This window comes from Flavobacterium psychrophilum (assembly GCA_001708385.1).
GTDB lineage: Bacteria > Bacteroidota > Bacteroidia > Flavobacteriales > Flavobacteriaceae > Flavobacterium > Flavobacterium psychrophilum_A.
In genome coordinates this window covers 1,021,408-1,038,629 of the sequence record CP012388.1, presented here as the reverse complement: position 1 = coordinate 1,038,629, position 17,222 = coordinate 1,021,408, and the positions used below count along the sequence as shown (strand labels likewise).

20 protein-coding genes are annotated in these 17,222 nt (G+C 39.3%); 5 read left to right on the top strand and 15 right to left on the bottom strand.

Annotated elements, in window-relative coordinates; all coding sequences use genetic code 11:
- The first annotated feature begins 75 nt into the window (after nucleotides 1–75).
- The 3 genes from ALW18_04440 to ALW18_04430 are packed head-to-tail and all read left to right on the top strand — an operon-like array spanning nucleotide 76 to nucleotide 1,632.
- Complete coding sequence (locus tag ALW18_04440) at nucleotides 76–675, top strand: hypothetical protein (GenBank protein AOE51831.1); 600 nt, start codon at nucleotides 76–78, stop codon at nucleotides 673–675.
- Between the two features lie 11 nt (nucleotides 676–686).
- Nucleotides 687–1,292 (top strand): redoxin, encoded by a 606-nt coding sequence (locus tag ALW18_04435; protein ID AOE51830.1) that lies wholly within the window; start codon nucleotides 687–689, stop codon nucleotides 1,290–1,292.
- 25 nt (nucleotides 1,293–1,317) lie between these two features.
- Entirely contained in the window at nucleotides 1,318–1,632 is a 315-nt protein-coding gene (locus tag ALW18_04430; protein AOE51829.1) for a rhodanese, read from the top strand.
- A 67-nt stretch (nucleotides 1,633–1,699) separates the two neighbouring features.
- Here the strand turns inward: ALW18_04430 and ALW18_04425 are convergent, their stop codons facing one another.
- A complete protein-coding gene (locus ALW18_04425) occupies nucleotides 1,700–2,134 on the bottom strand; it encodes a hypothetical protein (protein ID AOE51828.1) in 435 nt (144 codons plus the stop codon).
- A gap of 166 nt (nucleotides 2,135–2,300) precedes the next feature.
- On the bottom strand, nucleotides 2,301–3,053 hold the full coding sequence (locus tag ALW18_04420; protein AOE51827.1) for an alpha-mannosidase: 753 nt from the start codon (nucleotides 3,051–3,053) through the stop codon (nucleotides 2,301–2,303).
- A gap of 94 nt (nucleotides 3,054–3,147) precedes the next feature.
- On the opposite strand from ALW18_04420, the gene ALW18_04415 reads away from it, so the two are divergent.
- Entirely contained in the window at nucleotides 3,148–3,549 is a 402-nt protein-coding gene (locus ALW18_04415) for an excinuclease ABC subunit B (protein AOE51826.1), read from the top strand.
- A gap of 149 nt (nucleotides 3,550–3,698) precedes the next feature.
- Complete coding sequence (locus tag ALW18_04410; GenBank protein AOE51825.1) at nucleotides 3,699–4,070, top strand: hypothetical protein; 372 nt, start codon at nucleotides 3,699–3,701, stop codon at nucleotides 4,068–4,070.
- 47 nt (nucleotides 4,071–4,117) lie between these two features.
- Here ALW18_04410 and ALW18_04405 read toward each other — a convergent pair whose 3' ends face one another.
- From ALW18_04405 to ALW18_04345, 13 genes are all read right to left on the bottom strand, one after another.
- Nucleotides 4,118–4,831 (bottom strand): hypothetical protein, encoded by a 714-nt coding sequence (locus ALW18_04405; protein ID AOE51824.1) that lies wholly within the window; start codon nucleotides 4,829–4,831, stop codon nucleotides 4,118–4,120.
- Between the two features lie 83 nt (nucleotides 4,832–4,914).
- A complete protein-coding gene (locus tag ALW18_04400; protein ID AOE51823.1) occupies nucleotides 4,915–5,304 on the bottom strand; it encodes a lactoylglutathione lyase in 390 nt (129 codons plus the stop codon).
- A 145-nt stretch (nucleotides 5,305–5,449) separates the two neighbouring features.
- Entirely contained in the window at nucleotides 5,450–5,926 is a 477-nt protein-coding gene (locus ALW18_04395) for a hypothetical protein (protein AOE51822.1), read from the bottom strand.
- A complete protein-coding gene (locus ALW18_04390; protein ID AOE51821.1) occupies nucleotides 5,871–6,173 on the bottom strand; it encodes a hypothetical protein in 303 nt (100 codons plus the stop codon). The genes ALW18_04395 and ALW18_04390 overlap by 56 nt, the downstream gene beginning before the upstream one ends.
- Nucleotides 6,174–6,186: 13 nt before the next feature.
- Nucleotides 6,187–6,660, bottom strand: a complete 474-nt coding sequence (locus ALW18_04385) for a hypothetical protein (protein AOE51820.1) — start codon at nucleotides 6,658–6,660, stop codon at nucleotides 6,187–6,189.
- 104 nt (nucleotides 6,661–6,764) lie between these two features.
- Complete coding sequence (locus ALW18_04380; GenBank protein AOE51819.1) at nucleotides 6,765–8,750, bottom strand: excinuclease ABC subunit B; 1,986 nt, start codon at nucleotides 8,748–8,750, stop codon at nucleotides 6,765–6,767.
- 101 nt (nucleotides 8,751–8,851) lie between these two features.
- Nucleotides 8,852–9,514, bottom strand: a complete 663-nt coding sequence (locus ALW18_04375) for a thiamine pyrophosphokinase (protein AOE51818.1) — start codon at nucleotides 9,512–9,514, stop codon at nucleotides 8,852–8,854.
- Nucleotides 9,515–9,600: 86 nt separating this feature from the next.
- The gene (locus ALW18_04370; protein ID AOE51817.1) at nucleotides 9,601–10,416 is read right to left on the bottom strand and encodes a hypothetical protein; all 816 of its coding nucleotides are present in this window, start codon (nucleotides 10,414–10,416) and stop codon (nucleotides 9,601–9,603) included.
- Nucleotides 10,417–10,457: 41 nt separating this feature from the next.
- Nucleotides 10,458–11,285: a hypothetical protein gene (locus ALW18_04365; protein AOE51816.1), complete on the bottom strand. Its 828-nt coding sequence runs from the start codon at nucleotides 11,283–11,285 to the stop codon at nucleotides 10,458–10,460.
- 5 nt (nucleotides 11,286–11,290) lie between these two features.
- Entirely contained in the window at nucleotides 11,291–13,669 is a 2,379-nt protein-coding gene (locus ALW18_04360; protein AOE51815.1) for a collagen-binding protein, read from the bottom strand.
- A gap of 299 nt (nucleotides 13,670–13,968) precedes the next feature.
- Nucleotides 13,969–16,194 (bottom strand): isocitrate dehydrogenase, encoded by a 2,226-nt coding sequence (locus ALW18_04355; protein ID AOE51814.1) that lies wholly within the window; start codon nucleotides 16,192–16,194, stop codon nucleotides 13,969–13,971.
- Between the two features lie 233 nt (nucleotides 16,195–16,427).
- Nucleotides 16,428–16,652: a hypothetical protein gene (locus ALW18_04350; protein ID AOE51813.1), complete on the bottom strand. Its 225-nt coding sequence runs from the start codon at nucleotides 16,650–16,652 to the stop codon at nucleotides 16,428–16,430.
- Between the two features lie 178 nt (nucleotides 16,653–16,830).
- On the bottom strand, nucleotides 16,831–17,184 hold the full coding sequence (locus ALW18_04345; GenBank protein AOE51812.1) for a 50S ribosomal protein L19: 354 nt from the start codon (nucleotides 17,182–17,184) through the stop codon (nucleotides 16,831–16,833).
- Between the last annotated feature and the right edge of the window lie 38 nt (nucleotides 17,185–17,222).

The window sequence follows — 17,222 nt, the reverse complement described above, 5'->3', positions numbered from 1 at the left end:
GTGTTAAAATTTTCTTAATTTTTTTTTGATGCGCTTTTAGGGCTTAATTTTAGTGGATTAATCCAAAAGACAAATATGCTTATGAAGCGATACAAAAATAAAGCCATCATGCTGATGCTTGCAGGGATGCTTATAGCATCATGTAATAAAAAAGTAGAGACAGAGGCGCCAAAGATTACGGAAGAACCGGTTACAGAAGTTCCGGAGGTTTCTAAACCTGACGCTCCGGCACCGTTAAAAGTATATTCTAAAGATGGTGTGAGTGTAAAAGCGTACGACTTTGATAAGCTGGAGTACTTCCTGACTCAGAAAAATGATACTACCTATGTAGTAAATTTCTGGGCAACCTGGTGTGTGCCATGCGTTGAAGAACTGCCGTATTTTGAAGAGCTAAATGCTAAATACAAGAAAGATAAGATTAAGGTCATGCTTGTTAGCCTTGATATGTACAAGATGGTAGAGAGCAAACTACTTCCTTTTATTAAGGAGAAACAGCTTAAAAGCGATGTGGTGTATTTAAGAGATCCCGATCAGAATACATGGCTTCCAAAAGTAGATTCCACATGGAGTGGCGCGCTTCCGGCGACACTTATATATAATAAGGACATGCGTAAGTTTTATGAAAAGTCTTTCACTTATGCAGAACTGGAAAAAGAAGTAAGTAATTTTAAATAAATATATAATCAATGAAAACAATAAAAATTTTTGGAGCAGTAATGCTTGTTACCTTTCTTGCTGCATTTACCAAACCTGCCGAAGGCTATAAAGTAGGAGATATAGCCACCGACTTCAGCTTAAAGAATGTAGATAACAAAAAAGTATCTTTAAAAGATATTAAAGATGCAAAAGGTTATATCGTTGTGTTTACATGCAACCATTGTCCGTATGCTCAGGCTTATGAGGATAGGATCAACGCTTTAGATAAAAAATACAAGAAACTTGGATACCCTGTAGTGGCCATTAATCCTAATAATCCGGAGAAGCAAAAAGAAGACAGTTTTGCTAAAATGCAGGAGAAAGCTAAAGCTAAGAAATTTACTTTCCCATACCTTTTTGATGAAGGACAAAAAATATATCCTCAGTATGGTGCGACAAAAACACCTCATGTGTATGTGCTTCAAAAAACAGCTAAAGGCAATGTGGTAAAATACATTGGTGCTATAGATGATAACTACGAAGACGCCGCTGCTGTAAAAACAAAATATGTAGAAAACGCTGTTGATGCCCTTGTAAAAGGTAAAGAAGTAAGCGTAAAAGAGACTAAGGCTATTGGCTGTTCTATAAAAGCATAATACCTTTGCACAAAACAACGAACAAATGAATATATCTCAGGAAGAATGGTGGGCACAGTCGCAGGCAGACAGCAATGCTGTAATACTGGACGTTCGCACTGAAGACGAATGGAACCGCGGAATTATACCCGGAGCAATTAATATCGATATTTACAAAGGGCAGGGTTTTATCTATGCCGTTGAAGAACTTGATAAGAGCAAGAATTATTACGTATACTGTGCTGCCGGAGCCCGTAGCGGACAGGCGTGCAACATAATGGGACAGCTTGGTTTTGAAACGACTTATAACCTTATAGGTGGTATATCCCAGTGGGATGGGCCAGTAATAGCGCCGGAATAAGCAGATTCCCTAAGAAACACAAAAAGAGCCTTAAGGCTCTTTTTTTATGCTATAAATCAAGTTAAGATTATTTTTTCTTAGCCTTTCCGTTGTTGAACTTTACTTTTTCAACTACCGGTGCCGGTTTTTTAGGGCGTTGTGGCGGACCTTTCATAGGCTGCTTTTTTGCAGCAGGCTTTTTAGGTTTTTCGAAAGGTGCAGATGACGTAGCAGGCCTTTCTTTTTTAGCGGCAGCTACAGCCTCACTATTTTGGTTAATTACGTCCATAGCATTTTTAGGCGCTTCCTTCGTTCCGCGTAAGTGAATAATTAGTCCGTTTAAAAAGTTACGCAATACCTGGTCGCCACACTCCATAAAATTAGGGTGATCTTCAGCACGGAAAAAAGCACCAAGTTCGGCTTTAGATATCCTAAAGTCAACCAGTTCTAATATTTCCACTATTTGGTCATCCCTTAATTGAAGTGCTACACGCAGCTTTTTAAATACATCGTTGTTATTCATTCTTGCTTATTTTTAGCAAAAGTAATGTTTTTTCGTGGATTTGGTTGTCTGTTTCATAGTGATTTGGTTATTTGTAGATTTGGTTATATGGTACTCAATCCGGTTGAAAAGAGATTAGCGTAATCATCTGGGGATCAAAACCAAATAACCCAATCCACATATTGACCTAATTAAATAACCACAAATACGCTTCTTTAAATTCTTTTGCCCAAAGTTCCTCATTATGCCTGCCGTTGTGAACTATCTTCTTATGGATATTTTTATTACTCACCTTTGTATTTACAATTTCAAGCATACGGTCAAGATCGGCAATCATTTCGGTGCTTTCATGGTCGCCCGCCATAAAATAAAGGCGTGTTTCAATGCGGGGTGTGTTAATGGCATCGTCGTATATGGCATCATTAAACCAAAATGAAGGTGAGAATATCCCTGCTTTCCCGAATACTTTAGGATATTTTAAAACGGCATAAAATGAAATCAGCCCACCCACAGAGCTTCCGAGGATAGCTGTGTTTTCTTTATCCGGCTTTGTATGATAGTTACTATCAATGTATGGTTTTAAGGTATTAACGAGGAAATCAAGGTATTTGTCTGCCTGTCCGCCGCCATATTTTTCATTTGTGTAGGGGGTAAGCTCGTCAATACGTTTATCGCCACCGTGTTCAATACCAATAACAATTGTCTGAGCTTGCAGGCTGTCCAGCTGCTCATCGATACGCCATTCGCCGGAAAAAGCCGTTGCACTGTCAAACAGGTTTTGTCCGTCATGCATATACAGCACAGGATATTTTACGGAGTCAGTTCCATTATTTTCAGGGAGGTACACCCATATCTTTTTGTCTGTATTGAGTTCGGGTGAGTGTATGGTAAACGTAGTAACGTTTTTAGAATAGGTATGGTTTTGTGCGTTTGTATTCATATAAGAAAGATACAAAAGGAATAGTAGAAATTTGTGGCTCATATGTTTGTTTTTTTTAACCAAAACGATAATTTAGCTAAAATTAACTATTGCAATGAATACCTACAAAGAAAAACTGAGCCTGCTGACCGAAATGATCGCTTTTGCTAAAATTGACGGAAGCATACATGAAAGGGAACATCAGTTTCTTGCGCTTGTAGCCAAACAGCTTAGAATTGACCCCGATACTTTTGATGGACTTTTTAACGAACCGGCAGAGAAGGTGGTTATAAAATCTGAACATCAGCGAATATTACAATTTTATAGACTTGCATTATTGATGCAGGCAGACGGAATACTGCATGATAATGAGCAGGTGGCTATTCGTGAAATGGGTATTAACATGGGGCTTAGCCCATACGCTATGAAAGGTGTACTGAATGAAATGAAGCTTTCGCCAACCGGAATGATAGATCCCGATTTGCTATATGCGCTTTTCAGGGCGCAGCAAAATTAATGCATACAGTTTCAATGTTCTCTTATGAGAACATTTTTTTTTGCTCAAAAGAATGATAACAGATTTTACAAATAACAGACAATCATAATCTTAACACAATTAAAATAATAAGGAGTTGATAAGAGGTACATTTATAGAAATAATAAATTATGTCTGATAAAAAACAATTCGGTGTATGGATGGATTCCCATAGTGCAACTGTGATAGCAAGAGAAACATCTAGTAATGATGATTTTACGGTAGTAGGTCATGTAAGTAATCCCGGCGCAGAAGGTAATTCTAACGAAAACACCAAGAATAACCACGAAAGAGGATTAACTCAAAAGTTCTTTAAAGAAATTGCAGCCTTAATGCAAAATGTAGACGAGATACACATTACCGGTACCGGCGATTCTCAGGAACAGTTTATAAAGTTCCTGTCAGAAACTCCGCAATATAAAAATGCAGTTTCCAGCGAGAGTACATCCAACAAAATGAGTGAAGAAAAACTTATTGAAATGATTGCAGAATACTATAAGTAATACGATACTTAACTTACAAAAGAAATGCTCCTTAACCGGAGCATTTTCTATTTAAACCTGTACAGTAATTTCAGATCTAAATTAAAGTTGAAGGCGCTTGCTGTTCCTGTAGTATTAAGGTATCTGTCGATTACCGGAAAAATAAAGCTTTCATTGTCATCATTGTAGGGGTCTTCGGTTTTATTTACAACGTTGCGAAAGCTAACATCCCTGATGCGTAGCCCTAAACCAATTGTCTGCATTAGCGATATTCTGCTCCCGAAGTTATACAATAGATTGTAATTCAGGTTGAAACCATATTTAATTCGTTTGTAGTCTGCGATATCGTACCTGTACGACATGAATTCAGAAGGGGCATAGTAACTCGATCGCTCAAAAGTATCGGTATGATGAATAAAGTACAATTCGAATGAGGCCAGGTGTTTCAGCTTCTTTTCAGGACGAAGGTCAAAATATACTGCGGGTCTTATCTCGAAAATCTGATAGTCATCATTAAGCCTGTCCCTACCGCTTACATCATTAATAGTGATATCGTGGTTGCCGTAACCCAGCTCTACACCAAGCCATACCCTTTTGCTAATATTACGAATATACCCTACTTCCCAGCGTGGTGCCTGGCTAGCCAGGACTGAAAATACGTTTAAAGTAACTATAGACTTACGTTGAATAGTATCCTGAGCAGCCAACCCCTGAAAGAGCAGTATGCTGAATAGTATAAAAACGATTTTTCTTACCGGCATTTTTACAACAGTGTATTTCATACTATCGGGTCAGATTAGTTTAATTAACTGACGGCGAATGTATAAAAAATACCTGAAGTTTCTGATTATATTATTGTTATGACTTAAAAAGTAGAATTGTCAGCGGTTTCATCTACCTGAAAAATTCCGAAAGTATTGTTATCTGTATCTATAAAATAACCTTGCCAGCACTTGCCGTGAATAGCAAATTTAGGTAAAGCTACATCGCCACCGTTAGCCATTATCTTGTCGGCAGTATCGTCAAAGTTTTCTACTTCTATAGAGCAGGTGTAGGCATTCGTTCCATTTTCGGTTCCTGGAGCAGGGGCGGGGCGTTTTAAAAGTCCGCCGTGCATGCCGTTGGTTTCAATACGGTAGTATTCAATAGGCAGGTCTTTGTCCTGTGTAAATTTCCATCCGAATACTGTATTGTAAAATGCAATTGCTTTTTCCGGCTCGTGCGCCTGAATCTCAAAGTAGGCTATTGAATTCATATCTTATGTGTTGATAGCTAAAGATATAAAAAATTGAGGTGCTGTATATTACCGTAAGATTGTTTAAGATTTGTTTAACAGGTAGTTGATCAGGTTGAAATGTTATTGAGAAAGAAAATTTACATTATTGAAGCCCAATTACGACTTAATTATTAGCTAACAACTCTTTAAAAAGTTTAACGGTTACTGCCTCATTAATTAATTTAGAATATTTTAGTTCTTTATCCCAATCATAATTTTCGGGGATGCCAATACATTCCCATTTCATAGAATAGGATAATCTTTCAATACTAATATTAGTTGTTTTATTGTTGTATATGTATGTCGTTGCTTTGCAACTTGTTTTAACTTTAGGACTGTATTCGATAACTATTATTCTATATTTTCTTTTATTTATTTTGATAGCCATCAAATCAAAATAATTTTCGCTGTCAGCAATAAAGTTTTTAGAAACTAAGGTGTCATTACTTTCTTTAATTTGTTTATATACGGTAAATCCTTCAAAGTCAGATTTGATTAAATTATAGCTTTGAATATTACAATTTTTGTTGTTTATACTTTGTGCATTAACAATTATAGAACTTATACATAAAAATAAAAGGATGGTAATATTTTTTTTCATTGCTATTTGTTATTATCCAGGTATTTAGTGTTGATTTCACCAAAGCAGCCCATTCCTTTGCTATCTGACGATACTCAGGTAGCCCATAAACGATTGCGCCATTTCTTAATTGGGTTATAATTTTAGATTTTCCAGGCGCTTCTCTCAAGTTACTATAACCGTCAGGGTCATTAACAACTGCAAATTGTGCCGAACAAACGTTGTAGCCAAAAATGAAATAAATTGCAACAAAGTATAGCTTTATCATATGTTATAGATAATTACTTCGCTGCTCCCGGTAAATCGATCAATACATCTCTAACCATAAGTTTTGGTAACTGGTCTTTTGGGAATGGCGGCCAAAATTCAATAATAAAGGTTTTCTCTTTTTTAGATTTTAGGGTCATTTCCAGTTTTTCGGGGTTAGATGTCATTTTCATTGCTTGTGTTACCACTTTTGCCTGGTGTTTCTGCCCTGCATTGTCTACAATAAAAAGCTCGCTAAAATTTATAACCTGATCCTGGTCTGTATTATTCCTGAATTCAAAAACACCCTGTTTAAAAGATTCTCCTTTTCGGGCTACGTTCAGGGTTCCTGCAACGTCATTGCCTGTGTTGCTGGTTTTGGAACTTGTAAAGAATTTAACTTTAAAATCCACAGCATCATTGTACTTGAAATAGTCAGAGTTTACCCTTTGTGCAGAAGCTGTTACTGTTACAAGGCAGATGATTAGCAAGGCGGCTAAGTTTTTCATATAGTTAGGTTTAATTGGTTTTAGGTTGCTGAAATTTAATAAAATAAAAAAGACCACAAACAATTGCAGTCTTTTTTTTAAAATTATATTGATGTATAGTACTACTACACTTTCTCCTGTAATGCTTTAATTTCATCCCTCAGTTTCGCAGCCATTAAAAAGTCGAGTTCTTTGGCGGCTTTCTCCATAGCTTTACGCTTGTCGCGGATGATTTTCTCAATATCGCCTTTTGCCATATACGTAGTATCGGGTTCGGCAGCAATTTTAGGCGCGTGTTCAATTTTATAAGCCTCGCTTTTACCCAGCGTATTTTTCTCTATCTTTTTATTCAGCGACATTGGCACTTTACCGTGAGCTACATTATAGTTGTGCTGCTTTTCACGTTTGTAGTTTGTTTCGTCTATGGTACGCTGCATACTGTCGGTTATTTTGTCGGCATACATTATGGCTTTACCATTTACGTTACGCGCGGCACGACCAACAGTCTGTGTCAGTGAACGATTGCTACGTAGGAAACCTTCTTTGTCGGCATCGAGAATTGCGACTAACGAAACTTCAGGTAAGTCAAGCCCCTCCCTTAAAAGGTTAACACCTATGAGTACATCGAATATACCGCGGCGTAAATCCTGCATGATCTCTACACGTTCCAGCGTATCCACTTCAGAGTGAATGTATCGGCATCGGATAGATACTTTAGTCAGGTATTTGGCGAGTTCTTCGGCCATACGCTTGGTCAGGGTAGTAACAAGTACACGTTCGTCAAGTTCTACACGCTGCTGAATTTCTTCAATCAGGTCGTCTATCTGGTTAAGGCTCGGGCGAATTTCAATAATCGGATCTAAAAGTCCGGTAGGCCTGATAATCTGTTCTACAAATACACCTCCCGATTTTTGCATCTCGTAATCGGCAGGGGTAGCACTTACGTAAACTACCTGATTCTGCATTGCTTCAAACTCCTCAAACTTAAGCGGACGGTTATCCATCGCAGCGGGAAGCCTGAACCCAAATTCCACGAGGTTCTCCTTACGCGAGCGGTCACCGCCGTACATGGCATGCACCTGGCTCACGGTAACGTGACTTTCGTCAATTACCATAAGGAAGTCTTTCGGGAAGTAATCTAACAGACAGAACGGTCGTGTACCCGGCAAACGGCGGTCCAGGTAGCGGGAATAGTTTTCAATACCCGAACAGTAGCCTAGCTCACGTATCATTTCAAGGTCGAAGTTAGTACGTTCTTCAAGACGCTTTGCTTCAAGGTGTTTGCCTATCTGCTTAAAGTAGTCTACCTGTTTTACAAGATCCTGCTGAATGTCCCATATAGCACCCTGAAGCACATCCGGACTCGTAACAAACATGTTGGCAGGATATATATTCAACCGGTCGTATTTCTCAATTACTTTAGATGATGCTTTGTCAAACGCTTCAATCTCTTCAATTTCATCACCAAAAAAGTGGATTCTAAATGGCTCGTCCCCATAGCTTGGAAAAACCTCTACCGTATCACCTTTTATGCGGAACGTCCCGGGGGTAAAGTCGGCTTCAGTACGCGCATATAAACTTTGTACCAAACGGTGCAATAGCTTTGTACGCGATATCATTTCACCACGCGCAATAGATACCACGTTTTTTTGGAATTCCACAGGGTTACCAATACCATAAAGGCATGATACCGATGCTACCACAATAATATCCCTTCGCCCTGAAAGCAGGGAAGAGGTGGTGCTAAGACGCATCTTTTCCAGTTCCTCGTTAATGGAAAGGTCTTTTTCTATGTATGTTCCTGTAACCGGAATATAGGCTTCGGGCTGGTAGTAGTCGTAGTATGATACGAAATACTCCACCGCATTATTAGGGAAAAATTGTTTGAATTCACTGTACAGCTGAGCCGCAAGTGTTTTATTATGGGCAAGCACCAATGTAGGTTTTTGCACTTCCTGTATTACATTAGCCATGGTAAAAGTCTTACCCGATCCTGTAACACCCAGCAGCGTCTGGAAACGTTCTCCTTCATTTATCCCCGCACTCAGTTGTTTAATAGCCGCAGGCTGGTCGCCCGTTGGCTTATAGTCAGATACTACGTTGAATTTCATTCTGTTTGGCTTTATTTACAAAGATACTAAAATGTTGATTTGGTTATTTGTCCATTTGGTTATTTGTAACACTTCGAATAACCAGATAACCAAATCCATATCTAATCAAAGCATTCCATCATCAGCAAATCACCTTCTTTGTGTTCTATCGTTACAACGCCATCAGCAAGGGCTTCATTGCTGCTTCCGGTACGGTAACCAATAGTCAGTTCGTCGTTATTCAATTCATATTTAAGGTTTTTACTGTTGATACCAGAAACTTTCCCTATGGGAATAAGCGACAAAGGAGTACCCGAAGGATACCATTTTTCAAACTTTGAAGGCAACAAAAATATTTTTGAATGATCGTCGAGTACAACAATTTTAAGTTGACCTCTAAAACGTACAATGTTGGTGATGTTAGTGATGGTATGATCTGCACGGCGCCCCGTAGCCCAGATTACATTTACCGCAGGAAAGCCACGGCCTATAAGATATTCAAAGGCCTTTTCAAGATCGGTTTTATCCTGATCTGGTGTGTGTACAATTTCAAGCGGATACTGTTGCGAACGATAATATTCGGCATCAAAACCACGGTCAAAATCCCCTAAAAGTACATCTACTTTTATGCCAAGTTCCATAACCCTGGGCATGGCATTGTCAAGCACAATAACAAGCGGCGACCACTCCAGTAGCTGACCCAGCAATTCCCTGCTGCATTCGGCGCCATTGGCAATAATTAAAGCGGGTTCCTGGTCGTCGCGTACTATATGGTGTGATGACATATCTTAGGTCTAAAGTTTTAGGCAAATTAAAAAGGATCAGCCAGATGGTACTGATTGATCCTTTTACAAAGTTAACATAAAATCGTTTACTCTACGGTATGTTCTATCTGCGAAACTTCCGATAGCCTGAAATAGCCAAAGGCAGTATCTTCTTCATTAGTTTGATTGATAATGTTTCCCCGCAGTTGAGCAGGGGCTACCTGAAACGGACCGATATTACCATCTGAAACAGTGGTGAGTATCTTATTCATATAATTGTAATACCGTTCAGAAATACTTATAAGGTTAATTTGTACTATCTGGTCTTTAGGAAGCTCGTCAAAGAAGCGGACAGTAAAGGTTTCATTTCCGTCTACGAAAGAATCGTCAAATACTGCAACCTGAGATAATTTTCCTTCTCGCGAAAACTGGTGGATATAAAAGTTTTCCTGATTAGGCGTATCCATAAAAAAGGCCTTTATAATTTTACCATCGCCTAAAAAACCTCCTTTTTCCTGAGTAGTATATAGTAAATCGGGAGCCGGATATAAGGTTTCCGAAGCCGTATATGTCTCACCTTTATATATTACTGTTAATGTATAGGTTTCGTAAAGCAGCGGGACAAAATCATCGCACAAATAGTTACCGGCTATAGCATCATCTTCCAAAAAAGTGAATCTTTGGCCATTACCGGCACTAACTTCTACTATAGCACCACTTGCCGATGGAGCCTGTTCATCATAATAATCTGCAGTTGTACTAAGCCTTATGACCTGATATTTACCTGATGTACCTTTTATCCAGTTGATAGAAGCGTCTACAACCAATTTTGGTTCCATAGTACCGGTTTGTACATCTACCACTTCTTCACAGGAGTGTAATGACGCACAAAGTATGATTAACAACAGCGTAAATTTTTTCATAAGCTTTTGTTTACCAACAAGGCACAAACATAATGCCGTAATTACTCAATTGTGTAATCAACAGCGGTTACTTCGCCAAGCCTGAAATATCCTAACGCGAAATTGCCCTGATTCGTTTGATTAAGGATATTCCCTCTCACATTTACAGGTGGTGTCTGGAAAGGACCACCTCCCGCACCGCCACCGGCGAGTTCGGTAAGTATGCTCATGTAATTATAGTAGCGTTCAGAAATGCCTTGGAGCTTGATATGGATAACATCACCGGCTTTAAAGTCTTCATCTGAAATGAAATTGAACATTTCATTTCCCTGGAAAAATTCGTCATCAAGAACATCATAGTCAGGAAACGGCAATACATCAGTATCGTAACGTGTAAGGTAGTAATTGTCTTCATTGCCATCATCCATAAAGAACAACCTTACTTCAACGTCTTCGTTAAGGAAACCACCCTCGTTGTTCTGAACAATCCTTGTGATATCCGGCGTTGTGTAGAGTTTGTCTGTCGCATTATAAGTCTCACCTTCATATACAACGGTCAATGTATAATTATTGCCTATTACCGGCACAAAGTTAGTGCAGTTGTAGTTTCCTGTTCCTGCGTCTTCAGTAAAGGTAAATACAGTATTAGTGTCATTATTGGTTACAAAAACCGTTGCGCCCGATACTACAGGTACAATATCTTCATAATAGCTTCCGGTAGTGGTAAGCCTAACAGTTTGCTGGCTGCCGTCTGTTCCTTTAATCCAATTGATGTTCGCATCAACCACAAGGCGTGGCTCTGCTGTATCAAGGTCTACGTCTACGACTTCTTCACAGGCGGTGAACAGCAAACCAATAGTTAAGAGGAGTATATATTTTATGTTTTTCATGATGCTTAAAATTTAAAGTTGTACGTAACGCTCGGAATCACACCGAAGATTGAAAGCCTTACGGCTTCGTTTCTTCCGCTGTCTTCATTCTGCCTGAAAGTCATAGATGCAGCATTCTGCCTGTTGTACAGGTTATAGATACTAAACACCCATTCGCCCTGCCATCCTTTTTTCTTTTCGGGCTTCGGAACATACGTTGCCGAAACATCTAAGTGGTGGTACATAGGCAGGCGGTCTTCGTTACGTGCTCCAAATACAGGAATATTTATGTTGCCATACTGGTACTGACCGTCGGGAAAGGTTGCCGGCTGTCCCGATTGTAGTGCGAAAATCGCCCCAAACGACCATTTGTCGGTATGCTGGTATGATCCGGTAATGGATAGGTTGTGTGTCTTGTCATAACCTGCACGGTACCATTGGCCATTATTAATACCTGTCTCCTCAAGAGTCCTGCCGGGAGTTTGTTGTTCAGTTCGCGAGAGCGTATAGGACACCCAGCCTGTCAGCTTTCCTTTATTCTTGCGGAAAAGCACTTCTAAGCCATACGATCTTGCGCGTCCGTTAAGTAACACCTGCTCAATAGCTTCATTAGCAATAAGGTCGGCACCGTCTATATAGTCCAGTTTGTTCTTTACCTTTTTATAAAATGACTCAACTTCAAGGGTGTAAGTGTCATCTTTAAAATTCCTAAAATATCCCAAAGCAACCTGATCCAATAATTCCGGTTTGGTAAAGTTATCACTAGGTGCCCAAACATCAAGTGGAGTAGGAGATGAGGTGTTTGTTATGAGGTGAAGGTATTGCACCATGCGGTTGTAACTCGCTTTAATCGACTGGTTATTGTCAAGTTTAAAGGCAACGCCCACACGCGGTTCAAAATTGTTGAAATCGGCTATAGTTTTACCGCTGCCGTAATGCTGCGTACCTGTTGGCGTAGCCTTTTCATATATTTTAAGTTCATTGTCAAAAGTTACCGCCTGGTTATTAGCATAAACATTTACATTTTGCTGGCCTAAACGATAAAACATACTGTAACGTAGTCCGTAACTTACCGAAATATTGTCAGTAAGTTCCTGTTCGGCATCAATATACAACGCAGGCTCAAAGGCATGTTTCTTTTCCAATTGCCTGAAATTAATAGCAGAATCTTCTCCGACAGGCTTTACAGTACCGGGGTTGAAATCGTAGTAAATGGCATTAACACCATAATTCAGTTTCAGCTTATCGGTAAGGTAATGTTTAAGGTCGTATTTAAAGTTGTAATTCTTGATTCCTGAATCCCATTTCAAACCAATAAAGCCAAGTTCAAGTCCATAATAGTAATCGCTATATATCAAACTGGTGTTTGAGAATAGCTTGTCGCTGAACAGGTGATTCCAACGAAGGTTTAAAACGGCATTACCATATACATTGCTGAAATTATCGCTGATGTCAAGTAAATCACGCCCAAAATAACCTGAAAGGTACAGGTTGTCATTCTCTCCTAGCTTATAGCTTAATTTAGTATTGAGGTCGTAGAAGTAAGCAGAGTTGTCGTTGTCTGCGAGTTTAAGGAACAGGTGAGCATACGATGCCCTTCCGCCTATAAGAAAAGATGCTTTGTCTTTAACGATAGGCCCTTCCGCCAGTATGCGGCTTGAAATTGCACCGATACCGCCCGTCATATGAAAATCTTTCTTATTGCCTTCCTTTTGGTAAATATCAAGAACCGAAGATAACCTTCCGCCAAAACGGGCAGGAATACCACCTTTGTAAAGCTTAAGTTCTTTTATAGCGTCTGAATTAAAAACAGAGAAAAACCCAAATAAGTGGGAAGAATTATAAATGGTGGCTTCATCAAGCAGTATAAGATTTTGATCTGCAGATCCTCCACGTACATTGAAGCCTGAAGCGCCTTCGCCTGCGTTAGTTACTCCGGGTAAAGTCAGCAGCGATTTTAAAACATCTACTTCCCCCATCACTACCGGCATTTTCTTTATTTCTTCTGCCGATAGCCTGTTAACGCTCATTTCAGGCCGCTTTATATCAGCCCTTTTTACATTATCAGATATTACTATCTCTTCCAACTCCTTGCTGTCGGTAGACAGGTTGTAGTTTTTACGGATGTTGCTGTTTAGTGTAATAGTTTCTTCACGTGTAATAAAGCTTACGTAGCTAACCTGAACCGTATAAGTTCCTGCGGGAAGCGAAATGGAATAAAAGCCATATTCATTAGTAGTGATTCCTTTTTGCAGTTCCTTAATATATATGCTGGCGCCAATAAGGGTTTCGTTGCTGCTGTCGTCGGCGATGGTGCCGCTTAGTGTGAATTTTTCCTGTGCAAATACAGTACTAAAAATCAACAGAAGGAGTACGGTAAAGTATCCTTTTTTTTGTAAGATCATGCTTTGTTTGTTTTTCAGATTGTGGTTAGGCAATCCGGGATTGATTGATGATTGAACTCTTATTCAGAATATGATTATTTCCCCAAATAATTACGGTTTGTTTCTGAACCTTTGTTATAACGGCATTAGACGAGCTAAAGTATCATATGTTACATTATATTACAATTAATTAATACGAAATAGCCTATTTATTATACTAACTGGTGTGAGTAAAGGTTAGCACGTAGTAGGAGTGTAGTTTTTTACATAAAAAAAGCTACCCTTTCGGATAGCTTCTAAATAATATGATAAACCAGGGATTAAACCAGTTTAGAAAGTATAGCATTAAATGTTGCACTAGGCCTCATTGCTTTGTCTGTAAGCTCATAGTTAGGGTGGTAGTAACCGCCTATTTCCTGAGCTTTACCTTGCGAACCAATAAGTTCAGCGTCAATTTTAGCTTCGTTTTCAGTAAGGTCTTTTGCAATCTCTGTAAACTTAGCTTTTAGTTCGGCATCTTTAGTTTGTGCAGCAAGTGCCTGTGCCCAGTAAAGAGCAAGGTAAAAATGAGAACCACGGTTATCAATTTCGCCAACCCTACGAGCAGGAGACTTGTCGTTTTCAAGGAATTTCTCGTTAGCAGCATCAAGCGTTTCGCTTAATACAAGTGCTTTATCGTTACCTAAAGTCTGACCAAGGTGCTCTAAAGATACACCAAGCGCAAGGAATTCACCAAGAGAATCCCAACGAAGGTAACCTTCTTCTACAAATTGCTGAACGTGTTTAGGGGCAGAACCTCCCGCACCGGTTTCAAACAATCCGCCACCGTTCATTAACGGAACGATAGAAAGCATTTTTGCAGACGTACCAAGTTCAAGGATAGGGAACAGGTCAGTAAGGTAGTCACGTAGTACATTTCCTGTTACCGATATTGTGTCCTCACCTTTACGGATTCTCTCAAGAGAGAATTTAGTAGCATCAACCGGGTTCATGATACGAATATCAAGTCCGTTAGTATCGTGGTCTTTAAGGTATGTTTTTACTTTTTCGATGATCTGTACATCGTGAGCCCTGTTCTCGTCTAACCAGAAGATAGCCGGAGTAGCAGATAATCTTGCACGGTTTACAGCAAGTTTAACCCAGTCCTGAATAGGTGCATCTTTAGTCTGGCACATTCTGAAGATATCACCAGCCTCAACTTTCTGCTCCATATATACAGTACCATTATTGTTGTCTACAACTTTAACAACGCCGTCAGACGTAGCCTGGAATGTTTTATCATGAGATCCGTACTCTTCTGCTTTTTGAGCCATAAGCCCAACGTTTGGTACGCTTCCCATAGTAGACGGGTTAAATGCACCGTGAAGTTTACAGTCTTCAATTGTAGCAACATAAACGCCAGAGTAACATCTGTCCGGGATAATAGCTTTAGTATCCTGGCTTTTTCCTTCAGCGTTCCACATCTGTCCTGATGTACGAATCATTGCCGGCATAGAAGCATCAACAATAACATCGCTTGGCACGTGAAGGTTAGTGATTCCGTTGTCAGAGTTTACCATTGCAATAGCAGGGCCTTTAGTGTAAACCGCATCGATAGCCGCTTTAACTTCAGCTTCCTGGGCATGTCCTGCAATTTTAGCATAAACATCACCAAGACCGTTGCGGGTATCAACGCCCAGCTCTTTAAATAATGCAGCATATTTTTCAAATACATCTTTGAAGAATACTTCTACAATAGCACCAAAAATGATAGGGTCTGAAACCTTCATCATGGTAGCTTTAAGGTGAACAGAGAATAAAACGCCCTGTTGTTTAGCGCTTTCTACTTCTTCAGCAATAAAAGCTTTAAGTTTATTAATGCTTAATGCAGAGCTGTCAATAACTTCTTCGGCTTTAAGCGGCGTACTTGCTTTAAGAACGGTAACAGTACCGTCGTTAGCAGTAAATTCAATTTTCACATCGGTAGCTTCTTTTACAGTAACCGATTTTTCGCTGCCGTAGAAGTCACCTTCTGTCATACTTGCAACGTGGGTTTTAGAGTCAGAAGCCCATTTACCCATAGAGTGCGGGTGCGCTTTAGCGTAGTTTTTAACTGCTTTTGGTGCCCTACGGTCGGAGTTACCTTCACGTAATACCGGGTTAACAGCAGATCCTAATACTTTAGCGTATTTAGCTTTTACAGCTTTTTCTTCGTCAGTTTTTGCTTCTTCGGGAAGGTTAGGGATGTTATAACCTTGAGACTGAAGTTCTTTGATAGCAGCTTTAAGCTGAGGTACAGAAGCCGAAATGTTCGGAAGCTTGATGATGTTAGCTTCAGGAGTGTTAGCCAGTTGGCCAAGTTCTGTAAGCGCGTCGCCAATTTTCTGGCTTTCGGTTAGGTTTTCCGGGAAGTTGGCAAGTATCCTTCCGGCAAGAGATATGTCACGTGTTTCAACTTCTATTCCTGCAGGTGCAGTAAACGCCTGCACGATAGGAAGTAATGAATGGGTAGCCAGCATAGGGGCCTCATCAGTTATCGTATAAATGATTTTTGATGTTTTGGACATTGTGTTTGTTGTTTAATGACCCTTTCGGCAAACGCTGAAAGGCTGATTATTAATATTATTTGTGTGTTTGTTTGAGTTGTTTTCCCTCAGTCGCAGTTTCTGCAGCCCAACAGAAAACAAGGCTCGCAAATATAGGAAAATCTTATGTAACAGGGTGTTGGTAAATTAGTAAAAAAACGTTGTAGTTATTTTACTATTCGCAATATTTTAAGTAAGACCTTCCGATATTAGTGTTACGGCTTTTCCTTAAGCTGATTGATCCTTTCCAGCAGCACATTGGTAAATTCTTTTGTGATTACCTTGTTTATCTGTCCTTTGCAGTCGGGAATTGAATAATATCTTACGTGGGTAAGTTTTGCTTTTGCGCTTGTAACTTCTTCTACTTCATAAATATGCTTGATATTTACAAAGTGTACACCGCCGCGAATGTCGGCTATTTTAATAAAAATCGGATCCATACCCCAAAGGTAGTAAAGAAAAAAAGTTTAGCCACGAATTCCACAGATTTTCACCAATTCTTTTACATGGCTGCTCCATCATAGAGTATATAATTTGTGCAATTGTAGCACATTCATTTTAAGGCATAAAAAAACCTGCGCAATGCGCAGGTTTCTGTATATGTTCCAAGAGGGAAGACTATCTTCTTCTTCTTTCTTTGATCTTAGCTTTTTTACCAGTAAGTTCACGGAAGTAGAATATACGAGCTCTTCTAACTTTACCTCTTTGGTTAAGTTCAATTTTTTGAAGTGCCGGCATGTTAAGCGGGAAAATACGCTCTACACCAACTGCACCAGACATTTTACGGATAGTAAATGTTTGAGTACTTCCAGGGCCTCTTTTTTGGATTACAACACCTTTAAAGAACTGAGTTCTTGTTTTTTCACCCTCTTTAATTTCATAATAAACGGTGATAGTGTCTCCTGCGTTAAATTCAGGGAAATCTTTTTTTGTTACAAATTCGTCTTGTACAAATTTAATTAAATCAGACATGATTTTTATTTTTAAATAGTTGATTCAAAGCAACATTC

Bases quoted from the DNA above. Each gene is read 5' to 3' on its own strand.
- ALW18_04360 (AOE51815.1), bottom strand. From the start codon at position 13,669: ATGATCTTACAAAAAAAAGGATACTTTACCGTACTCCTTCTGTTGATT.
- ALW18_04365 (AOE51816.1), bottom strand. From the start codon at position 11,285: ATGAAAAACATAAAATATATACTCCTCTTAACTATTGGTTTGCTGTTC.
- ALW18_04385 (AOE51820.1), bottom strand. From the start codon at position 6,660: ATGAAAAACTTAGCCGCCTTGCTAATCATCTGCCTTGTAACAGTAACA.
- ALW18_04440 (AOE51831.1), top strand. From the start codon at position 76: ATGCTTATGAAGCGATACAAAAATAAAGCCATCATGCTGATGCTTGCA.
- ALW18_04395 (AOE51822.1), bottom strand. From the start codon at position 5,926: ATGAAAAAAAATATTACCATCCTTTTATTTTTATGTATAAGTTCTATA.
- ALW18_04380 (AOE51819.1), bottom strand. From the start codon at position 8,750: ATGAAATTCAACGTAGTATCTGACTATAAGCCAACGGGCGACCAGCCT.
- ALW18_04415 (AOE51826.1), top strand. From the start codon at position 3,148: ATGAATACCTACAAAGAAAAACTGAGCCTGCTGACCGAAATGATCGCT.
- ALW18_04435 (AOE51830.1), top strand. From the start codon at position 687: ATGAAAACAATAAAAATTTTTGGAGCAGTAATGCTTGTTACCTTTCTT.
- ALW18_04405 (AOE51824.1), bottom strand. From the start codon at position 4,831: ATGAAATACACTGTTGTAAAAATGCCGGTAAGAAAAATCGTTTTTATA.
- ALW18_04400 (AOE51823.1), bottom strand. From the start codon at position 5,304: ATGAATTCAATAGCCTACTTTGAGATTCAGGCGCACGAGCCGGAAAAA.
- ALW18_04370 (AOE51817.1), bottom strand. From the start codon at position 10,416: ATGAAAAAATTTACGCTGTTGTTAATCATACTTTGTGCGTCATTACAC.
- ALW18_04430 (AOE51829.1), top strand. From the start codon at position 1,318: ATGAATATATCTCAGGAAGAATGGTGGGCACAGTCGCAGGCAGACAGC.
- ALW18_04350 (AOE51813.1), bottom strand. From the start codon at position 16,652: ATGGATCCGATTTTTATTAAAATAGCCGACATTCGCGGCGGTGTACAC.
- ALW18_04355 (AOE51814.1), bottom strand. From the start codon at position 16,194: ATGTCCAAAACATCAAAAATCATTTATACGATAACTGATGAGGCCCCT.
- ALW18_04425 (AOE51828.1), bottom strand. From the start codon at position 2,134: ATGAATAACAACGATGTATTTAAAAAGCTGCGTGTAGCACTTCAATTA.
- ALW18_04345 (AOE51812.1), bottom strand. From the start codon at position 17,184: ATGTCTGATTTAATTAAATTTGTACAAGACGAATTTGTAACAAAAAAA.
- ALW18_04420 (AOE51827.1), bottom strand. From the start codon at position 3,053: ATGAATACAAACGCACAAAACCATACCTATTCTAAAAACGTTACTACG.
- ALW18_04390 (AOE51821.1), bottom strand. From the start codon at position 6,173: ATGATAAAGCTATACTTTGTTGCAATTTATTTCATTTTTGGCTACAAC.
- ALW18_04375 (AOE51818.1), bottom strand. From the start codon at position 9,514: ATGTCATCACACCATATAGTACGCGACGACCAGGAACCCGCTTTAATT.
- ALW18_04410 (AOE51825.1), top strand. From the start codon at position 3,699: ATGTCTGATAAAAAACAATTCGGTGTATGGATGGATTCCCATAGTGCA.